The following is an 18,297-nucleotide window of genomic DNA, read 5'->3' as shown; positions in this document are numbered from 1 at the left end:
ATCAGTCCTTCTTGTAGCCGCTGGTGGTGCAGCCCAGGCAGCGCACGAAGGCGGCCTTGCCTGGATCCACCACTAGCGCCTGGCCTGCTTCCTTGACGTTGCCGCCTGCCGCGCTGAACGGCAGGGTCACCACGAAGGCGGCAGTGCCCACCACGGTGGCGGCGATCAGGAGCGGGCGGGCGATGAGCAGGTCGCCCATCATCGCGTAGGCCGGCGGGGCTTCGACGGTGTAGGTCGGGTCGCCGCTGACGTTGCTCACCGCATCCTGGGCAACAGCCGGCAGCACCGAGAATGCACAGGCCAGTGCCATTGCAGTGGCGGTGGTGCGGAACAGGGTCATGGAAGGAAGTCCTTTTTTGTTTAGTTGGGCAGGCAGACTGCCATAACTATAACAGCGCTCCATGACTTGTCGCGTGACAGCCTTCAATCACCGAAGAATGCGTATTCGGGCTTTTTCGGTACAAAAGGCCTGTAGAAGGCCAGCATCCGTTCCAGGTCAGCGGACTCGTTGCCCGTGGGCCAGAACGGTTCGCCAATGACAATCCGCCGGCCCGGGTAATCCAGCGCCGCCAGCACGATCGGTACGCCCGCGCCACGGGCGATGTGGTAGAAGCCCATTTTCCAGCGTTCAACCTTCTTGCGCGTGCCCTCCGGAGAGAGGATCAGCATCATCTCGCGGTTGTCGCGGAAGGCCTGGATCGCCTGGTCCACGGTATTCAGCTTGAGATGGCGCTGGATCGGGATGCCGCCCCAGCGACGCAGCAGGCCGCCGAAGGGCGCGCGAAAGATGGTGTGCTTGCCGAACCAGCGGGCATTCAGGCGCAGTACGAACTTGACCGCCAGGAGCAGGACGAAATCCCAGTTGGACGTGTGGTGCGCGCCGATCACCACGAACTTGTCGAGGGGCGGCAGCGCACCTTCGATGCGCCAGCCGGCCACACGCAGCATGCTGTGGCCGAGCGCCTCGGCGAACGGGTTGCGGGGCAGATAGTTGCCGGACATGAATCACCTGTAGGCCCCTCGTCGGGGGCCATTGTTGTTATGGCAGAAGGTGGGGTGGCAGATCGGGGCGGCAGCTTAACGGCGGCCCCGCAGCCTCAGCGTTGGCAGCGCGGACAGTAGACGCTGGCGCGCTGGCCGAGGCGCACTTCGCGCAGGGTCGAGCCGCAGACCTTGCAGGGTTCGCCGCCGCGCCCGTAGGCGAAGAGCTCCTGCTGGAAGTAGCCCGGTTGGCCGTCGCCGCCGACGAAATCGCGCAGCGTGGTGCCGCCGCGCTCGATGGCAATGGCGAGGATGCGCTTGATCTCCTGGGCAAGCTTCACGTAGCGCGCCCGCGAGATGGTCCCGGCCTCGCGACGCGGGTCGATGCCGGCGGCGAACAGCGCCTCGGTGGCGTAGATGTTGCCCACACCGACCACCACCGCGTTGTCCATGATGAAAGGTTTTACCGCCATGCTGCGGTTGCGCGACAGCTGGAACAGGCGTTCACCCTCGAAGGCGTCGGTCAGCGGTTCCGGGCCGAGATGGCGCAGCAGCTCATGCTCCAGCGGCGTCAGACTCCAGAGCAGCGCACCGAAGCGGCGGGGGTCGGTGTAGCGCAGCGCCATGCCCGACTCCAGCTCGATATCCACATGCTCGTGACGCGCTGCAGGCGTGCCGCACTCCACCAGGCGCAGGCTGCCGGACATGCCCAGGTGGCTGATCAGGGTGCCCACCTCGGCATTGAGCAGCAGGTACTTGGCGCGCCGCTCCACCCGCACGATACGTTGCCCGGACAGGCGCACGTCGAGGTCCTCCGGGATCGGCCAGCGCAACCGTCGCTCACGGACGATCACGCGGCTGACGCGTTGGCCTTCGAGGTGGGGCGCGATGCCCCGGCGGGTGGTTTCGACTTCGGGTAGTTCAGGCATGGATCACTACTGCATGGGAGCTTTCTGTAGGAGCGAGCTTGCTCGCGAACGAGTTCACCGGCAACACCCGCGTCAAGCGGGCTCGCGAGTAAGCTCGCTCCTACAACGGTATTGGGTCAGTCCAGCGCGCGGGCCAGCAGGATCAGGTCATCGCGCCATTCGGCCGCCTTGGGCAGCGCCAGGAAGGACGAATTGAGGAAACCTTCCCGCGCCTCATAGGTGAAGGGCTCGCCCTGCGTATCCAGCACTTCGCCGCCGGCGCCTTCCAGCACGCCCTGCGCCGCTGCCGTGTCCCACTGGCTGGTGGGTGCCAGGCGCGGGTAGCAATCCGCCGAGCCTTCGGCCAACAGGCAGAACTTCAGTGAGCTGCCGATACTGGCCAGGTTCAGGTCGCCAAAGCGCTGCGCCAGGCCAGACAGCAGGCTCTCCTGCTGCGGGCTGGAGTGGCGCTTGCTGGCCACCACGGTGAAGACATCTTCCGGGCTGCTGCGCACCTCGATGGCCTCGGGTTCGCCGCCGCGCTCCTCGCGCCAGGCGCCCAGGCCGGTGCCGCCGTAGTAGCAGCGACCACTGGCGGGGATGCCGACCACGCCGAAGACCACGCGGCCGTGCTCGATGAGCGCGACGTTGACGGTGAATTCGTCGCTGCCGGAGATGAACTCCTTGGTGCCGTCCAGCGGGTCAACCAGCCACCAGCGGCTCCACTGCGCACGCAGCTCCAGAGGGATGTCGCAATCTTCCTCGGAGAGCACCGGCACGTCCGGCGCCAAAGCACGCAGGCCATCGGCCAGCAGGCGGTGGGCGGCCAGGTCGGCAGCGGTGACAGGCGACTCGTCGGACTTGCTCTGGACATCCAGATCGCCCCGCCAGAACGGCAGGATCACATCGCCCGCCTTGTGCACCAGGTCGATCACGGCAGGCAGAAAAGCATTCATCACGGCAGGAATTCCCCTCGTTGGGTCAGCAGGTCGCGCACCAGGTAGAGGGCGGCCAGGGCCCGTCCTTCGCTGAACTGGGCATTCTGCGCGAGGCTGGAAAGCTCGCGCAGGTTGATCTTGTCCACGCCCATCGGCTCGGGCTCGTCGCCAGGCAACGATTCCTCGTAGAGATCGCGGGCGAGTACCACCTGGATGCGCTGGCTCATGTAGCCGGGCGACAGCGACAGCTCGGTGATGTGCTCGAGCTGGCGGGCGCCGTAGCCGGCTTCTTCCTTCAGCTCGCGGTTGGCCGCTTCGAGGATGTCCTCGCCCGGCTCCACCAGGCCCTTGGGCAGCGACAGCTGGTACTCGTCGACGCCGGCGCAGTATTCCTCGACCAGCACGGCGTGGTCGGCGTCGAGCATGGCGATCACCATGACCGCTCCGTAGCCCTGCCCTTTGCCCACCAGGCGCTCGTAGGTACGCTCGACGCCATTGGAGAAGCGCAGCTGCAGCTCCTCGACGGCAAAGAGCTGGCTTCTGGCAACGATCTCTCGGGCGAGGACCGTGGGTTTCTGACGCATGGGGCGACTCCTGGGGGTGGCCGGGTCGGCTATGATAACCCGCCTTTTCCGATTCTCCGTGTCAGATATCGCGCCGATTCCGTCCACCGGCGGTGCAATTGCGACACCCTTTTGCGAAAGCCCCGCATGCCACGCCTGCCCTGGAACCAGATCGACACCGTACTGCTCGACATGGACGGCACCCTGCTTGATCTGCACTTCGACAACCACTTCTGGCTCGAACACCTGCCGCAACGCTATGCCGAGCACCATGGCATCAGCCGCGCCCAGGCGGATGCCGAGCTGCTGCCGCTGTTTCGCGACAATGCCGGGCAGCTCAACTGGTACTGCCTGGACTTCTGGAGCCGCGAGCTGAAGCTGTCGATCCTCGACCTCAAGCACGAGGTCGCCGACCTCATCGCCCTGCGCCCGGATGCCGACCTGTTCCTCGCTGAACTGCGCCGCCACGGCAAGCGCGCGGTGCTGATCACCAACGCACACCGAGATTCCCTGTCGTTGAAGATGCAACGGGTGGAGCTGTCGCCGTGGTTCGACCGGCTGATCAGCTCGCACGACTACGGCTTCCCCAAGGAGGACCAGCAGTTCTGGCAAGCGCTGCAGGCGGACGTCAGCTTCGATCCGGCGCGCAGCCTGTTCATCGACGACAGCCTGCCGATCCTGCGCGCTGCGCGGACCTTTGGCGTCGCCCAGCTGCTGGCGGTGCGCCAGCCGGACAGCCGGCAAGGGCCGAAGGACACCGAGGAATTCGCCGCCCAGGAAGACTACCGGGCGCTGCTCGAAGGTTTGTGAACGCGGGTTGCAGAAACAGCGAGCCCGGCGCTGGGCCGGGCTCGTAGACCTCACTCCGGAATCCGCAGCACCTGGCCGGGATAGATCTTGTCCGGGTGGCTGAGCATCGGCTTGTTCGCCTCGAAAATCTTGTTGTAGAGGTTGGCGTTGCCGTACTCCGCCTTGGCGATGGCGCTGAGCGTATCGCCCTTCTTCACAGTGACGAAACGCGCTTCCGCAGCCGGTGTGGCGACCGTGATGTGATCTTCCACACCCGACACGCCAGCGACGTTGCCCAGTGCCAGCAGGATCTTCTCCTTCTCTTCCTGGCTGGCCACCTCACCGGTGGCGATCACCTTGTCGCCCTCGACGCTGACCTGGATATTCGGATTGCCCAGGCCGACCTTGGCAATGTGGTCCTTGAGCGATTCGGCGGCCTGCGCCTCCTGGCCCACAATGCTTTCCCAGAGTTTCTCGCCGGCTTCCTTAACGAACGCAAAAATGCCCATTTCCAACCTCCCTACGGTTACAGTGACAGGCGGCCGGCATTGGGCAGGCCGCGCGCCCCTGGAGTCTAGACGGCGACTTCCGCAGCGCCTGACGGAAAAGCCCTAATCCCGCCCCGACCCGACAGAACGCCCCCGGAGTCTTCCCGCCGATGGACATCAAGCAGCTGAAATTCCTCTGCGCCCTGGACGAGACACGGCACTTCGGCCAGGCGGCGGCGCGCTGCCATGTCACCCAGCCAACCCTGTCCATGCGCCTGCGCAGCCTGGAAGAAGAACTGGGCCTGGAACTGGTGCGCCGCGGACAGCGCTTCGAAGGCTTCACCGAGGCCGGCGAACGCGTCCTGGCCTGGGCCCGCAGCCTGCTCGCGGCCCACGACGGGCTCTACGCCGAGGCGGCCGCGTGCCGGGGCCAACTGGTCGGCACCTTGCGCCTGGGCCTGGTGCCATTGGCGGGGTTCGACCCCATGCAGTTGATCGAACTGTTCGCCCAGCGCCACCCGGAGCTGCGCTTCCAGCTGTTCGCCCTGAGCTCGGAGAAAATCCTCGAGGGCCTGGGCCGCAACCAGCTGGACCTCGGCCTGTCATATCTGGATCGCCTCGACCGCGAGCATTTCGAAAGCCTGGAACTGGCCGCCACGCGCATGGGCCTGCTGCACGACCGCCGGCACTTCCAGATCGACAGTCCGACCCTGAGCTGGGACGCCCTGGCAGAACTGCCGCTGGGCCTGATGTCCGCTGGCATGCATTTCCGCCAGTCCATCGACCACGGCTTCCGCAGCCGTGGCCTGACGCCCCAGGCGCGCCTGGAGACCGACGCCGTGCACCAGTTGCTGCAGGCGGTGGAACGCGGGCTGTGTTGCGCGATCATGCCGCTGGGCAGCGGACTGGATGCCCAGGGCGAGCACTTCGTCCTCACCCCGATAGAGGACGCGCGCACCTTGTCGTCGCTGGGCCTGATCCTGCGCCGCAGCGACCCGCGCTCGGCGCTGGCCGAAGCCTGCTTCCGCGAAGCGGCGGCGCTGCTGGGTAGCGAAATCGCCAACCGATAAATAGCGTCTATCACAGCATCGACAGCAGCCATTAGACGCTGTACCGGCATGGGCTTAGGCTGGTCGTATTACTAGAACCACAGGGCTCAGCCCATGCCTTGCCTGATCACCCGCCCGGCCAGCGCTGCGGTCCGGGACGCTGTCGTGCCTGCCGACGGCTACAGCTACGCCGAACTCACCCTGGCTGGCGACACCGGCAGTGCCGTGCTCGCCGGGGAAATCGCCCTGGCCATCGCTTACAACGGCCTCAGCCAGGCGGTCATGATGGTCTCGCCGAACGACCTGGAAGACTTCGTCCACGGTTTCAGTCTCGGCGCCGGCCTCATCGACTCCATCGACGACATCTATGACGTCAGCCTGACAACCCACGGCGACGCCATGGCCGCCGAGGTGCAGGTCAGTAACCGCGCCTTCTGGGCACTCAAGGACCAGCGCCGGCAACTGGCCGGCAACACCGGCTGCGGCCTGTGCGGCGTCGAGGCGCTGGACCAGGCGCTGCCGGACCTGCCGGTACTGGCGCCGGCTCCGCTGCCGCCCGCTGCGCACCTCGAGCACCTGCGTGAGCGGGTCAACGCCGTGCAGGAAATCGGCCGCCGCAGCGGCGCGCTGCACGCCGCGCTATTCGTCGATGCCGCGGGCGAGATACGCCTGTGCCGCGAAGACATCGGCCGTCACAACGCCCTCGACAAGCTGATCGGCGCGCTCAAGCGCCAGCGCCTGGACCTGGCTGGCGGCTTCGCCGTGGTCACCAGCCGCTGCAGCCTGGAACTTATCCACAAGGCCGTGCGCGCCGGTCTGTCGACCCTGGTCAGCCTGTCCGCGCCCACCGCACTCACGGTGCAGTGGGCCCGCGAGCACAACCTGAACCTGATCCACCTGCCCCATCGCAGCGCGCCCCGCGTCTACAGCCCGGCTCCGCCGGCCGCCTGAACGTCCGCTTTCGAAAATAAAGAGACCCCATGAGCCTGCAGCAAGAGAATCCCCGCTACCAACCCTACAAGGGCGCCGCCGCCGGTTGGGGCGCGCTGATCAGCGTCACGCGCTTCTGGCTGGACAGCAAGCAGCCGTTCAAGAACCTCCGCGCCTTGCTCAAGACCAACCAGAACGGCGGCTTCGACTGCCCCGGTTGCGCCTGGGGCGACTCCCCGGAAGATGGCCGGGTGAAGTTCTGCGAAAACGGCGCCAAGGCAGTGAACTGGGAAGCCACCAAGCGCCGCGTTGACCCGGCCTTTTTTGCCCGGCACAGCGTCAGCTCGCTGCGTGAGCAGAGCGACTACTGGCTTGAATACCAGGGCCGCCTGACCGACCCGATGCGCTACGACCCGGCCAGCGACCGCTACCAGCCGATCGCCTGGGACGACGCCTTCGCCCTGATCGCCCAGCACCTGAACGCGCTGGAAAACCCCAACCAGGCCGAGTTCTACACCTCCGGCCGGGCCAGCAACGAGGCGGCCTTCCTCTACCAGCTGTTCGTCCGCGCCTTCGGCACCAACAACTTCCCGGATTGCTCGAACATGTGCCACGAGGCCAGCGGCGTGGCCCTGGGACAGAGTGTTGGCATCGGCAAGGGCACCGTGACCTTCGATGACTTCGAGCACGCCGACGCGATCTTCGTCTTCGGCCAGAACCCCGGCACCAACCACCCGCGCATGCTCGAACCGCTGCGCGAGGCGGTGAAGCGCGGCGCCCAGGTCGTCGCCTTCAACCCGCTGAAGGAGCGCGGCCTGGAGCGCTTCCAGCACCCGCAACACGCGCTGGAAATGCTCACCAACGGCTCCGAGCCGCTGAATACCGCGTTCTTCCGCCCTGCCCTGGGTGGCGACATGGCCGCCGTGCGCGGTATCGCCAAGTTCCTCCTGCAGTGGGAGCGCGAAGCCCAGGCCAAGGGCGAGCCGGCCGTCTTCGATCATGAGTTCATCGCCGAGCACACCCAGGGCGTCGATGCCTACCTGGCCAGCGTGGACGACACCAGCTGGGAGCACATCGTCCAGCAGTCGGGCCTGAGCCTCGGGGAGATCGAACAGGCCGCCATCATGTACCGCCGCGCCGAGCGCGTGATCGTCTGCTGGGCCATGGGCATCACCCAGCACCATCATTCGGTACCGACCATCCAGGAACTGGTTGCCCTGCAATTGCTGCGCGGCAACGTCGGCCGCCCCGGCGCCGGCCTGTGCCCGGTGCGCGGCCACAGCAATGTGCAGGGCGACCGCACCATGGGCATCAACGACCGCCCGCCGGTGGCACTGCTGGACGCCATCGAACGACGTTTCGGCTTCAAGGTGCCGCGCGAGAACGGGCACAACACCGTCGAGGCGATCAACGCCATGCTCGATGGCCAGGCCAAGGTCTTCATCGGCCTGGGCGGCAACTTCGCCCAGGCGACCCCGGATAGCCCGCGCACTCATCAGTCCTTGCGCAATTGCGCGCTGACCGTGCAGATCAGCACCAAGCTCAACCGCAGCCACCTCACCGTCGGCCGTGACGCGCTGATCCTGCCATGCCTGGGCCGTACCGACATCGATCGCCAGACCGAAGGCCCACAGGCGGTGACCGTGGAAGACTCCTTCAGCATGATCCACGCGTCCTTCGGCCAGTTGGAGCCGTCGTCGAAACAGATGCGCTCGGAGCCCGCGATCATCGCCGGCATCGCCAAGGCCACCCTCGGCAACCACCCGGTGGATTGGGACGCGATGATCGCCAACTACGACCGCATCCGCGACCTGATCGCCGACACCATCCCCGGCTTCAGCGACTTCAATCGCCGTGTGGCCAACCCGGGCGGCTTCCACCTGGGCAACTCGGCCGGCTCGCGGCGCTGGAACACCGCCAGCGGCAAGGCCAACTTCCACCACCATCCGCTGCCGGCGGACCTGGTCCACGCGAAGATCCGCGAGACCGGTCAGGAGCCGCACCTGATCCTGCAGACGCTGCGCTCCCACGACCAGTACAACACCACCATTTATGGCCTGGACGACCGCTACCGCGGCGTGCGCGGCCACCGCGAGGTGGTGTTCGCCAACGAGGCCGACATCCGCCGTCTGGGCTTCGAGCCGGGCGAGAAGGTGGACATGGTGTCGCTCTGGTCCGACGGCGTGGACCGTCGCGTCAATGGCTTTACCCTGCTGGCCTACGACATCCCCGCCGGCCAGGCTGCGGCTTACTACCCGGAAACCAACCCGTTGGTGCCGCTGGACAGTCACGGCGTCGGCAGCCACACGCCCACCTCGAAGTTCGTCGCCATCCGCCTGGAGAAGGCACGGCCGAGCCAGCGCATCGCGTGAAGCCCTTCACGGCGCGCCCACCGGAGCGCCGTCCACCCTCCGCTTCGCGAGCAGGCTCGCTCCTACAGAAAAGCCGCAGCTCTTTGTAGGAGCGAGCTTGCTCGCGAAGTCTTTTTAAGCGCGCACGAAAACATCGTCCTGCGAAAAATCTGCAGGGCTCACATCACGCAAGAAGAGGCTGAAAGGTAAACTCGGAAGGGTCAGGGCGCTTTTCGTGAAAAGCCATCATTTCAATGGCATTTTGTGAGAAAAACACATCAAAAGCGGAACCCTGGAATAACACTCAGACCGCCCAAAATCGAAAAAGTTCTGACCATAAATCAAATACTTGCATTATTTGATGAAAGTCGTGTTACTCGTCGGAACCCCCTTGTCAGAGCCTTCGCACGAACCGAGGATCGCCAGCAACATCCCCACAGAGAGATCCTCTCTATGAAGTACTCCTCGATGCTCCTGTTGTCTCTTGCGCTGGTCGGTGGCACCGCCTTCGCGGACGGCGACACCCGTGCCGGCGTCGGTGGCGCCCTGGGCGGGGTATTGGGCACTGCGGTCGGCCAGGCGGTCGGCGGCAGCACCGGCGCCGCCATCGGTGGCGGCCTTGGCGGTGCGGCAGGCGGTGCCATGGGCGCGCGCCACGGCAACAAGACCGAAGCCGCCATCGGCGGTGGCCTGGGCGCCGCCGGCGGCCAGGTACTGGGCAACAAGATGGGTGGCACCACCGGCGGCCTGATCGGTGCGGCCCTGGGTGGCGGCGCCGGTGGCGCGCTGGGCAACCACTACGCCGACAGCAACCGTGACGACGATGACGACAACCGCGGCTACCGTCGCGCCCGTTACGACGATCACCGCCACTACGATCGCCGCTGGCACGACAACGGTCGCCATCGCGGCTGGTACAAACACAAGCACAAGCACCATCGCGACTGGGATTGATCCGCGGCAGCACTTACCGCGATCAGTCCACGGAAACGACGACTGACAGCCGGGCCTGATTGCCCGGCTGTTTTGTGTGCGGGACAATTCTCCCGATAATTCCTACATTCAGGTTCGCAATATGCGTAAGACTCTTTCTGTTCTGGCACTGGCCCTGCTGGCCAGCCACGCCGTGGCCGACGACACCAAATCCGCCATCGGCGGCGGTGTCGGGGGTGCGCTGGGTAACGTGGTCGGCGGCGCCCTGGGCGGTTCCACCGGTGCAGCCATCGGTGCCGGCGTAGGCGGTGCGGCTGGCGGCGCGATGGGTGCGAAGAACGGCAACAAGACCGAGGCGGCGATTGGTGGCGGCCTCGGTGCGGCCGGCGGCTCGGTGATTGGCAACAAGGTCGGCGGCTCCACCGGTGGCGCCATCGGTGCAGGCCTGGGCGGCGCAGCCGGCGGCGCGCTGGGCAACCATCTGGCCGATGACAACGATGATGACCATCACAGCAGCAACAAGAGTCATCACAAGGGCAAAGGCCACTACAAACACAAACACAAGCATCACGACGACTGACAGATGCCTGTGTGAAAAAGCCCGCCAATAGGCGGGCTTTTTCGTTCAGGGCTTCGGTATCAGGCGCAGGCCGGCAAACAGGACAACAACGCCCCCAAATCGGCCGGGGGGCGCCGTTCTATGCGCCGGTATTCGCCACCATCGTCGGTGCGCGCGAGCCAGCCGCCATCCACCAGTGCGCGTCGCAGCAACAGGTGGTCGCCCAGGCGCTCCTGGGCGCGCAACCGTTCGTTGAGCTCCCGCTCGCTCCAGCGCTGCCGCGCCGGTAGTCGCGACCACAGCACCCACAGGCAGGCCTCGCGATGGCTGTGCTTCTTCGGCCAGCGCTGCAGGCAGCCGGCGTCATCGAAGTAGCGCCGCCATTGTTCGACACGGCGAAAGTCCACCACGGCCTCGGGCTCGGTTTCACGAGCCAGGCGCGCCTCGGCCTGGTGGCTGGCGCGCAGCGCCTGGTAGTTGCGGAAGCCCACCGCGCGGGCGAGCAGGTTGAGCAGCTCGACATGACCGGGGCGCTCGGGCGCTTCGTCGAGCTGGCGCGCCAGCGATTTCGCCAGGGCAGAGATGTCAGGGGCGTGATAGGGCAAGCGTTGCCTGGACACAGTGCAATCCTCGTTGCGTGCCTAGACCTCGCGCAGGAGGTAATCGGGGGTCGCCGTATTCCGATGCGGCACTGGGAGTATGTGTCGGATCGTCAAAGATGCGGGGAACCGCGCGGCAGGTTTAGCGCTCTCCATACGGAGGCGGCGACGCCTGGGTGAACTGCCGACCGGCGGCCAGCATAGGCCTGACGGACCACCCGGGACAAGCCCCCGTATTATTCCGCCACGCTCGTATAGGCTTGTCGGGAAGGGATCACTGGCCACAAGGAGTCATTCGTGAAAGCGCTTGCTGCCGCCGGTCTGCTGCTGTCGCTTGGCGCCGTGCAGACCGCGCACGCCGGAGACTGGCAGGTCTGCCAGATGGAAGTGGAGATTATTGGACCCCTCAAATTGCCCGTGCGCGGCCTGGAAGGCCGCGTGGAGTCGGTCAAGCCACGGGCCGCCGGCACGGATTGCCCGGACCGCGGCGCGTTGATCGCCTTCGAGCCGGAAAGCGCCGACTGGCAGAGCCGGATTCCTCGCCAGCATTGGCCGACGCCCGGGCAACGAGTGTGGATGCGCTACCAGTACCTGGACGGCATCTGCAAGGGCGACGGCCACAGCCGGCCGTGCCGGATCGAGCATTATCCAATGGGCTGGTGACGCAACCGCTGTAGGAGCGAGCTTGCTCGCGAACAATCCCTGCATCGAGAGCTGCCGGAAAATCCGTTCGCGAGCAAGCTCGCTCCTACGAAGAACAGGTCAGACTCGCACCAGTACGTCCATCGCCTCGCGCAACGCAGGAGGAATCGACACCGGGCGGTTGCTCGCGCGATCGACGAACACGTGCACGAACTTGCCTGCCGCGCAGGCCAGTTCGTCGCCTTCGCGGAAGATCGCCAGCTCGTATTGCACCGAACTGTTACCCAGCTTGCCGACCCGCAGGCCGACCTCGATGCGCTCGGGGAAGGCCACCGGCGCGAAATAATCACAGCTGGAGCTGACCACGAAGCCCACCACGTCGCCGTTGTGGATATCCAGGCCGCCACGCTCGATCAGGTAAGTGTTCACCGCCGTGTCGAAGAAGCCGTAGTAGGTCACGTTGTTCACGTGGCCGTAGATATCGTTGTCATGCCAGCGCGTGGTAATCGGCTGGAAGTGCGCGTAGTCGGCGCGGCTGGGATGCTGCTCGCTCATGGGGTTCTCAGAAGGCGGCTCGGTAGATGGCCAGCGCATCGCTCTCGCTGACTTCGCGGGGATTATTCACCAGCAGGCGCTGTTGCAGCATCGCGTCAGCGGCCAGGCGCGGCAGGCTGTCCTGCGGGACGCCGGCATCGCGCAGGCGCGAAGGCAGGCCACTGCGCGGGCTGAGATCGGCCAGTTCGGCGATGAACTGCTCGGTGCGGTCGGCGTCACTGCGCAGGCGCTGGCCCAGCAGCAACGGCGCCAGTTCGGCGTAGAGAGCGCCGGCGTTCGGTGCGTTGAAGCGGATCACCTCCGGCAGCACCAGCGCATTGCTCAGGCCATGGGGAATATGGAAGTGCCCGCCGAGCGGGTAGGCCAGCGCGTGGACGGCGGCCACCGGGGCATTGGCGAAGGCCTGCCCGGCCAGGCAGGCACCCAGCAGCATGGCCTGGCGAGCCTCGCGGTTACCGCCGTTGTGCACGGCTTCGTCGAGGTTCAGCGCCAGCAGGCGCAGCGCTTCGCGGGCGAGCAGGTCGGACAGCGGATTCTTCTTCAGCTTGCTGGTGTACGCCTCGATGGCGTGGACCATCGCGTCGATGCCGGTAGCCGCGGTGACGGCCGGCGGCAGGCCGAGGGTAAGGTCGGCATCGAGCACGGCCAGGTCCGGCAACAGGTGCGGGCTGACCACGCCCATCTTGGTGGTCTCGCCGGTGGTGACGATAGCGATCGGCGTGACTTCCGAGCCGGTCCCGGCGGTGGTCGGCACCTGCAGCAGCGGCAGGCGCGGGCCGCGGGCATTGCCGACGCCGAAGATATCCTTGAGCCCCTGGGCGGCCAGCGGGTGTGCCAGCAGCGCAACCAGCTTGGCGACGTCCATCGAGCTGCCGCCGCCGAAGCCGATCACCAGTTGCGCGGCCATCCGCCGCGCCTGGTCGGTGGCTTGCAGCACCACGCTTTCCGGCGGGTCCGCCACTACCTGGTCAAAGACTTCCACCGCCACGCCGGCCTCGGCGAAGCCGGGCAGCACGCCGTCGAGCATGTTCAGACGGGTGATCCCGGGGTCGGTGACGATGAGTACGCGCTGGGCGCCGCGCTCGCGGCAGAGTTCACCCAGGCGGGCGGCGGAACCACTCTCGCAGAGAATCTGCGCGGTGGTGGCAAAGCTGAAAGGCTGCATGACGGTCCCCGGTCTTGTCGTTGTACTGCGGAAAATCCGTAGGCCACTGTTCAGCGGCCAGCACGCGGAGCATAGCAATGCGCCGCACCTTTATGAAACCTCGTACCGCTAGGCGAAACATATATTTGCCAAATGACTGACTGGCGCACGTTTGCCATGGGGGGTGCGCAGCGATAGCCGTCAGTGAAGGGCGCGCAGGCATGGCGCCACTCGAACGCCATCCCCGTTTGCCGGGGGCCTCGGCGCAGAAACGCAAAGGCCGGCATTGCGCCGGCCTTTGCAAGGGAGCCTGTCGCGGTTCAGACAGCGACCGGCGCCTTGATGTGTGGGTGGGCTTCATAGCCGACCAGTTCGAAGTCCTCGAAGCGGAAGTCGAACAGGTCCTTCACCTCGGGGTTGATCTTCATGGTGGGCAGCGGCAGCGGCTGGCGGGTCAGCTGCAGGTCGGTCTGCTCCAGGTGGTTGGCGTACAGGTGGCAGTCGCCGCCGGTCCAGATGAACTCGCCCGGCGCGAACCCGGCAACCTGCGCGACCATCAGGGTCAGCAGCGCATAGCTGGCGATGTTGAAGGGCACGCCGAGGAAGATGTCGGCCGAGCGCTGGTACAGCTGGCAGCTGAGCTTGCCGTCGGCCACATAGAACTGGAACAGCGCATGGCAGGGTGGCAGGGCCATCTCGTCGATCAGCGCGGGGTTCCACGCGGAGACGATCAGCCGGCGCGAGTCCGGGTTGCTCTTCAGCATCTGCATCAGGTTGGCGATCTGGTCGATATGGCGGCCGTCCGGCGCCGGCCAGGAGCGCCACTGGTAGCCGTAGACCGGGCCCAGGTCGCCGTTCTCGTCGGCCCATTCGTCCCAGATCGAGACGCCGTTTTCCTTCAGGTAGGCGATGTTGGTCGAACCTTTGAGGAACCACAGCAGCTCATGGACGATCGATTTGAGGTGGCACTTCTTGGTGGTCACCAGCGGGAAGCCTTCGGAGAGGTCGAAACGCATCTGGTGGCCGAACACGCTGTAGGTGCCGGTGCCGGTGCGATCGCTCTTGAAGGTGCCATGTTCGCGCACGTGGCGCATGAGGTCGAGGTACTGTTTCATCGCGAAGGTTTCACCCAAAAGCCGGTCGGTGAGGCTCTGCGGCGCGGCTCCGGAGTGGGCCGCCGGCAGAGCGAATCGCCCGGCAGAATCTGAACAAGCGGCAATACTAAGGGCCTGGGCACGCTATCGCCAGTCCGACCGACGGACCGGCGACGCGGCCAAAGGCAGCACCCAGCGTCACGAAGCAAGCGGCGAGAGACCGCGCTTCCCAACCGTTCGCCTGTTGCAAGAGAGGTTGTCATGTCCGAGGCACCACTGCCCGCCTTTCCCCTTTCGCGCCGCCGCCTGCTGGCGGTGGCCTGCGCCAGCGCCGCGGCGGGCGGCGTGCTGCTCAGCCCCGCCGCGCGCACCTGGGCCGCACTGACACCCCAGGCGGCGACGGAGCTGGACGAGTTCATGACTCTGTCCCAGCGCCTGACCGGCCGCAGCAACCTCGACCCGCGCATCGGTTTACGCCTGTTCGGCGTCCTGGCCCAGCGTGACACGGCACTGCGGCAGAGTCTCACGGAGCTGCTGGACCGCCTGGGCGACGCGCCGGATACCTGGAACGAGCGCCAGCAGTGGCTGGCCCGGCAGATCCTCGGCGGCTGGTACCTGGGCCAGATCGGCGATGACAGCGGTGCGACGGTGGTCACCTACGAGCAGGCGCTGATGTTCCGCGCCGTGGATGACGTCCTGGTGATCCGCAGCTATTGCCCGAACAAGCCCGGCTTCTGGGCGGCGCAACCGACCGAGCGGGGGGCCTGAGCATGGCCGATACGCAACGCGCGGATTTCGTGGTGGTGGGCTCCGGCATCGCCGGCGCACTGGTCGCACACCAGTTGGCGCTGGCCGGCAAGGACGTGCTGATCCTCGAGGCAGGCCCGCGCATGGGCCGCTGGGAAATCGTCGAGCGCTTCCGCAACCAGGCGGACAAATCCGACAACCAGGCACCCTACCCGTCCAGCCCCTACGCGCCGCACCCCCAATTCAAGCCGGACAACCACTACCTGATTCAGAAGGGCGAACACCCCTACGACGTGCAGTACATCCGCGCCGTGGGTGGCACCACCTGGCACTGGGCGGCCTCGGCCTGGCGTTTCCTGCCCAACGATTTCAAGCTGCTCAGCCTCTACGGCGTAGGCCGCGACTGGCCCATCGAGTACGCCGAACTGGAGCCCTGGTACCAGCGCGCCGAGGAAGAACTGGGGGTCTGGGGCCCTGGCGACGAGGAGCTCGACTCGCCGCGCAGCCAGCCTTACCCGATGCCGCCGTTGCCGCTGTCGTGGAACGAGCAGCGCATCAAGACCCTGCTCAACGCCAACGGTTATCGCGTGGTCACCGAGCCGGTGGCGCGCAACAGCCGCCCGTACGACGGCCGGCCGACCTGCTGCGGCAACAACAACTGCATGCCGATCTGCCCGATTGGCGCCATGTACAACGGCATCGTCCACGTCGACAAGGCCGAGGCCGCCGGCGCGCGGCTGATCGACAACGCCGTGGTGTTCAAACTGGAGAAGGGCGACGGCGGCAAGATCGTCGCGGCGCTGTACAAGGACCCGCAGGGTAATGAAGTGCGCGTCGAGGGCGACACCTTCATCCTCGCCGCCAATGGCATCGAGACGCCCAAGCTGATGCTGATGTCCGAGGTCGGCAACAGTTCGGACATGGTCGGCCGCAACCTCATGGACCACCCCGGCACCGCCGTGCAGTTCTATGCCGACGAGAAGCTCTGGCCGGGCCGCGGGCCGCAGGAAATGACCTCGATGGTGGGCTTCCGCGACGGCGCCTTCCGCAGCGAATACGCCTCGAAGAAAATCCACCTGTCCAACCTCTCGCGCACCGACCAGGTGGCCGCCGAGCTGATCCGCCACGGACCACTGCTGCTGGGCCACGACCTGGAGGCGAAGATCCGCGACCGCGCCGCGCGTTTCGTGCGCTTCGACAGCTTTCACGAAATCCTTCCGCACCCGGAGAACCGCATCGTGCCCAGCGCTAGCGAGCGCGACGCGGCGGGCATTGCCAAGCCCGAGTTCACCTACGCCATGGACGACTACGTGCGCAAGAGCGCGGTCCACACCCGCGAGGTTTACGCCCATGCGGCGAAACTGCTGGGTGGCGAGGAGGTAAAGTTCGACGACAGCTTCGCCAACAACAACCACATCACCGGCACCGTGCTGATGGGCGCCGACCCGAAGGATTCGGTGGTGGACGCCCAATGCCGGGCGCACGACCACCCCAACCTGTTCATCGCCAGCAGCGGCGTGATGCCCACTGTCGGCTCGGTGAACTGCACCCTGACCATCGCCGCCCTGGCCTTGCGCCTGGCCGAGCACCTGAAGCGGGAGGCCAAGGCATGAAACGCCTTCTGCTCCTCGTCCTGCTGGCCACGCCATTGGCCACCTACGCTGCCAAGGCGCTCGACCCGGCCCCGGCGGAGCTGCTGCAACGGGGCGAATATCTGGCCCGCGCCGGCGACTGCGCAGCGTGCCACACCGCGCCGGGCGGCAAGCCCTTCGCTGGCGGCCTGCCACTGGCCACACCGCTGGGCGCGGTGTATTCCACCAACATCACCCCCGATCCGAAGACCGGCATTGGCAGCTACAGCTACGACGACTTCGCCCGTGCCGTGCGCGAAGGTGTGGCCAAGGGCGGCACCCGGCTCTATCCGGCGATGCCCTACACCGCCTACGCAAAGATCACCGACGAAGACATGCAGGCGCTCTACGCCTGGTTCCTCGAAGGCGGCGTGCAGGCCGTGGCGCAGCCCAACCAGGATTCCGACATCGCCTGGCCGCTGGACATGCGCTGGCCGCTGGCGATCTGGAACCTGCTGTTCCACAACGACGCGGTCTACCAGAACAAGCCGAAGCAGAGCGCGGCCTGGAACCGTGGCGCTTACCTGGTCCAGGGCCTGGCGCACTGCGGCACCTGCCACACACCGCGCGGGATGGCGTTCCAGGAGAAGGCCATGGACGAACGCAGCACCGGCTTCCTCTCCGGCGCCGCGCTGGGCGGCTGGTACGCCTTCAACATCACTCCCGACACCCACAGCGGTATCGGCGGCTGGAGCGACGCGGAGATCGTCCAGTACCTCAAGACCGGCCGCGTGCCCGGCAAGGCACAGGCCGCCGGGCCGATGGCCGAAGCGGTGCAGCACAGCTTCCAGTACATGACCGATACCGACCTGCAGGCCATCGCCAGCTACCTGCGCAGCGTCCCGGCGGTCAGCGATGGCGAGCGCAAGGCACGCTTCGCCTGGGGTGAGCCGGCGGATGACGTGGTGACTCTGCGCGGCCAGGACTTCGCCGCGCAGAAGCACGACGACGGCGCCCGCCTCTACCTGGGCAACTGCGCCAGCTGCCACTCCTGGACCGGTGAGGGGGTGAAGGACGGCTACTACCCGATGCTGCTGAAGAACACTGCGGTCGGCGCGCTGCAGCCGGACAACCTGGTGCAGGTCGTACTCGGCGGCGTGCACCGCAAGGTGGGCGACGACGATGTGTTCATGCCCGGTTTCGCCGGGACGCTGAATGACGAACAGATCGCCACGCTGGTGAACTACCTCAGCGCACAGTTCGGCAACCCCGAGGTGAAGGTCGACAGCGCCCGGGTCGCCGAGATTCGCCAACCCTGAAGCACGCGCGGTGGCGGGCCAGCAGTTCCCGAGGAAGGCCGCCCGGCCACGTTGACAGTCCCGGCCAGCTCACGGAAGCTCCGTTACCCACGGAGTCGCCGCGGAACAATGGATGTCCATGCCCCACAAGACCAAGA

General features: G+C 66.3%; 20 protein-coding genes. 10 read left to right on the top strand and 10 right to left on the bottom strand.

Features of this window, described 5'->3' with window-relative positions; genetic code table 11:
• Position 1: 1 nt before the first annotated feature.
• From L6D89_RS22740 to nudE, 5 genes are all read right to left on the bottom strand, one after another.
• Positions 2-340, bottom strand: coding sequence for a multidrug transporter (locus tag L6D89_RS22740; protein ID WP_236172771.1), 339 nt, complete (start codon positions 338-340; stop codon positions 2-4).
• A gap of 83 nt (positions 341-423) precedes the next feature.
• Positions 424-1,002, bottom strand: a complete 579-nt coding sequence (locus L6D89_RS22735) for a lysophospholipid acyltransferase family protein (protein ID WP_236201266.1) — start codon at positions 1,000-1,002, stop codon at positions 424-426.
• 95 nt (positions 1,003-1,097) lie between these two features.
• Positions 1,098-1,910 (bottom strand): bifunctional DNA-formamidopyrimidine glycosylase/DNA-(apurinic or apyrimidinic site) lyase, encoded by an 813-nt coding sequence (gene mutM, locus L6D89_RS22730; protein ID WP_236172773.1) that lies wholly within the window; start codon positions 1,908-1,910, stop codon positions 1,098-1,100.
• Positions 1,911-2,026: 116 nt separating this feature from the next.
• The gene (gene cysQ, locus L6D89_RS22725; RefSeq protein WP_236201265.1) at positions 2,027-2,845 is read right to left on the bottom strand and encodes a 3'(2'),5'-bisphosphate nucleotidase CysQ; all 819 of its coding nucleotides are present in this window, start codon (positions 2,843-2,845) and stop codon (positions 2,027-2,029) included.
• Positions 2,845-3,411 carry an ADP compounds hydrolase NudE gene (gene nudE / locus L6D89_RS22720; RefSeq protein ID WP_236201264.1) on the bottom strand — a complete coding sequence of 189 codons (567 nt, stop codon included), beginning with the start codon at positions 3,409-3,411 and terminating at the stop codon, positions 2,845-2,847. The genes cysQ and nudE overlap by 1 nt, the downstream gene beginning before the upstream one ends.
• Positions 3,412-3,537: 126 nt before the next feature.
• Between nudE and yrfG the strand changes: the two genes are divergently transcribed.
• Entirely contained in the window at positions 3,538-4,200 is a 663-nt protein-coding gene (yrfG, locus tag L6D89_RS22715; RefSeq protein WP_236172776.1) for a GMP/IMP nucleotidase, read from the top strand.
• A 50-nt stretch (positions 4,201-4,250) separates the two neighbouring features.
• On the opposite strand, the gene lysM is transcribed toward yrfG, so the two are convergent.
• Positions 4,251-4,688, bottom strand: a complete 438-nt coding sequence (gene lysM / locus L6D89_RS22710; protein ID WP_037018714.1) for a peptidoglycan-binding protein LysM — start codon at positions 4,686-4,688, stop codon at positions 4,251-4,253.
• A 149-nt stretch (positions 4,689-4,837) separates the two neighbouring features.
• Here lysM and L6D89_RS22705 point away from each other — a divergent pair, with 149 nt between their 5' ends.
• The 5 genes from L6D89_RS22705 (at position 4,838) to L6D89_RS22685 (ending at position 10,510) form a co-directional block, all read left to right on the top strand.
• The gene (locus L6D89_RS22705; protein ID WP_236201263.1) at positions 4,838-5,737 is read left to right on the top strand and encodes a LysR family transcriptional regulator; all 900 of its coding nucleotides are present in this window, start codon (positions 4,838-4,840) and stop codon (positions 5,735-5,737) included.
• 93 nt (positions 5,738-5,830) lie between these two features.
• Positions 5,831-6,667 (top strand): formate dehydrogenase accessory sulfurtransferase FdhD, encoded by an 837-nt coding sequence (gene fdhD / locus L6D89_RS22700; protein WP_236172778.1) that lies wholly within the window; start codon positions 5,831-5,833, stop codon positions 6,665-6,667.
• Positions 6,668-6,696: 29 nt separating this feature from the next.
• Positions 6,697-9,018, top strand: coding sequence for an FdhF/YdeP family oxidoreductase (locus L6D89_RS22695; protein WP_236201262.1), 2,322 nt, complete (start codon positions 6,697-6,699; stop codon positions 9,016-9,018).
• 432 nt (positions 9,019-9,450) lie between these two features.
• Positions 9,451-9,951, top strand: coding sequence for a hypothetical protein (locus tag L6D89_RS22690; RefSeq protein WP_236172780.1), 501 nt, complete (start codon positions 9,451-9,453; stop codon positions 9,949-9,951).
• 121 nt (positions 9,952-10,072) lie between these two features.
• Positions 10,073-10,510, top strand: a complete 438-nt coding sequence (locus L6D89_RS22685) for a glycine zipper domain-containing protein (RefSeq protein ID WP_169935034.1) — start codon at positions 10,073-10,075, stop codon at positions 10,508-10,510.
• 59 nt (positions 10,511-10,569) lie between these two features.
• On the opposite strand, the gene L6D89_RS22680 is transcribed toward L6D89_RS22685, so the two are convergent.
• Complete coding sequence (locus tag L6D89_RS22680; RefSeq protein ID WP_236172781.1) at positions 10,570-11,109, bottom strand: DUF2087 domain-containing protein; 540 nt, start codon at positions 11,107-11,109, stop codon at positions 10,570-10,572.
• Between the two features lie 276 nt (positions 11,110-11,385).
• Between L6D89_RS22680 and L6D89_RS22675 the strand changes: the two genes are divergently transcribed.
• Positions 11,386-11,751, top strand: a complete 366-nt coding sequence (locus L6D89_RS22675; RefSeq protein ID WP_236201261.1) for a hypothetical protein — start codon at positions 11,386-11,388, stop codon at positions 11,749-11,751.
• A gap of 99 nt (positions 11,752-11,850) precedes the next feature.
• Here the strand turns inward: L6D89_RS22675 and L6D89_RS22670 are convergent, their stop codons facing one another.
• The 3 genes from L6D89_RS22670 to L6D89_RS22660 form a co-directional block, all read right to left on the bottom strand.
• Entirely contained in the window at positions 11,851-12,285 is a 435-nt protein-coding gene (locus L6D89_RS22670) for an acyl-CoA thioesterase (protein WP_236201260.1), read from the bottom strand.
• A 7-nt stretch (positions 12,286-12,292) separates the two neighbouring features.
• Complete coding sequence (locus L6D89_RS22665; RefSeq protein WP_236172784.1) at positions 12,293-13,450, bottom strand: iron-containing alcohol dehydrogenase; 1,158 nt, start codon at positions 13,448-13,450, stop codon at positions 12,293-12,295.
• Positions 13,451-13,749: 299 nt separating this feature from the next.
• Positions 13,750-14,544, bottom strand: a complete 795-nt coding sequence (locus L6D89_RS22660; RefSeq protein WP_236201259.1) for a thymidylate synthase — start codon at positions 14,542-14,544, stop codon at positions 13,750-13,752.
• A 240-nt stretch (positions 14,545-14,784) separates the two neighbouring features.
• Between L6D89_RS22660 and L6D89_RS22655 the strand changes: the two genes are divergently transcribed.
• From L6D89_RS22655 to L6D89_RS22645, 3 genes are read left to right on the top strand one after another with little or no spacing between them, the layout of a single operon-like run.
• Complete coding sequence (locus L6D89_RS22655; protein WP_236172786.1) at positions 14,785-15,291, top strand: sorbitol dehydrogenase family protein; 507 nt, start codon at positions 14,785-14,787, stop codon at positions 15,289-15,291.
• Between the two features lie 2 nt (positions 15,292-15,293).
• On the top strand, positions 15,294-16,883 hold the full coding sequence (locus L6D89_RS22650; protein WP_236201258.1) for a GMC family oxidoreductase: 1,590 nt from the start codon (positions 15,294-15,296) through the stop codon (positions 16,881-16,883).
• Positions 16,880-18,160, top strand: a complete 1,281-nt coding sequence (locus tag L6D89_RS22645; protein ID WP_236201257.1) for a cytochrome c — start codon at positions 16,880-16,882, stop codon at positions 18,158-18,160. Before L6D89_RS22650 ends, L6D89_RS22645 begins: the two co-directional genes overlap by 4 nt.
• Positions 18,161-18,297 lie beyond the last annotated feature (137 nt).

Source organism: Pseudomonas pseudonitroreducens, assembly GCF_021603645.1.
Classification (GTDB): Bacteria; Pseudomonadota; Gammaproteobacteria; order Pseudomonadales; family Pseudomonadaceae; genus Pseudomonas; species Pseudomonas pseudonitroreducens.
Note: the sequence above shows the minus strand (reverse complement) of the source record. Positions and strands in the feature narration are given on the sequence as shown.

Bases quoted from the DNA above. Each gene is read 5' to 3' on its own strand.
- L6D89_RS22740 (WP_236172771.1), bottom strand. From the start codon at position 340: ATGACCCTGTTCCGCACCACCGCCACTGCAATGGCACTGGCCTGTGCA.
- L6D89_RS22735 (WP_236201266.1), bottom strand. From the start codon at position 1,002: ATGTCCGGCAACTATCTGCCCCGCAACCCGTTCGCCGAGGCGCTCGGC.
- mutM (WP_236172773.1), bottom strand. From the start codon at position 1,910: ATGCCTGAACTACCCGAAGTCGAAACCACCCGCCGGGGCATCGCGCCC.
- cysQ (WP_236201265.1), bottom strand. From the start codon at position 2,845: ATGAATGCTTTTCTGCCTGCCGTGATCGACCTGGTGCACAAGGCGGGC.
- nudE (WP_236201264.1), bottom strand. From the start codon at position 3,411: ATGCGTCAGAAACCCACGGTCCTCGCCCGAGAGATCGTTGCCAGAAGC.
- yrfG (WP_236172776.1), top strand. From the start codon at position 3,538: ATGCCACGCCTGCCCTGGAACCAGATCGACACCGTACTGCTCGACATG.
- lysM (WP_037018714.1), bottom strand. From the start codon at position 4,688: ATGGGCATTTTTGCGTTCGTTAAGGAAGCCGGCGAGAAACTCTGGGAA.
- L6D89_RS22705 (WP_236201263.1), top strand. From the start codon at position 4,838: ATGGACATCAAGCAGCTGAAATTCCTCTGCGCCCTGGACGAGACACGG.
- fdhD (WP_236172778.1), top strand. From the start codon at position 5,831: ATGCCTTGCCTGATCACCCGCCCGGCCAGCGCTGCGGTCCGGGACGCT.
- L6D89_RS22695 (WP_236201262.1), top strand. From the start codon at position 6,697: ATGAGCCTGCAGCAAGAGAATCCCCGCTACCAACCCTACAAGGGCGCC.
- L6D89_RS22690 (WP_236172780.1), top strand. From the start codon at position 9,451: ATGAAGTACTCCTCGATGCTCCTGTTGTCTCTTGCGCTGGTCGGTGGC.
- L6D89_RS22685 (WP_169935034.1), top strand. From the start codon at position 10,073: ATGCGTAAGACTCTTTCTGTTCTGGCACTGGCCCTGCTGGCCAGCCAC.
- L6D89_RS22670 (WP_236201260.1), bottom strand. From the start codon at position 12,285: ATGAGCGAGCAGCATCCCAGCCGCGCCGACTACGCGCACTTCCAGCCG.
- L6D89_RS22665 (WP_236172784.1), bottom strand. From the start codon at position 13,450: ATGCAGCCTTTCAGCTTTGCCACCACCGCGCAGATTCTCTGCGAGAGT.
- L6D89_RS22660 (WP_236201259.1), bottom strand. From the start codon at position 14,544: ATGAAACAGTACCTCGACCTCATGCGCCACGTGCGCGAACATGGCACC.
- L6D89_RS22655 (WP_236172786.1), top strand. From the start codon at position 14,785: ATGTCCGAGGCACCACTGCCCGCCTTTCCCCTTTCGCGCCGCCGCCTG.
- L6D89_RS22650 (WP_236201258.1), top strand. From the start codon at position 15,294: ATGGCCGATACGCAACGCGCGGATTTCGTGGTGGTGGGCTCCGGCATC.
- L6D89_RS22645 (WP_236201257.1), top strand. From the start codon at position 16,880: ATGAAACGCCTTCTGCTCCTCGTCCTGCTGGCCACGCCATTGGCCACC.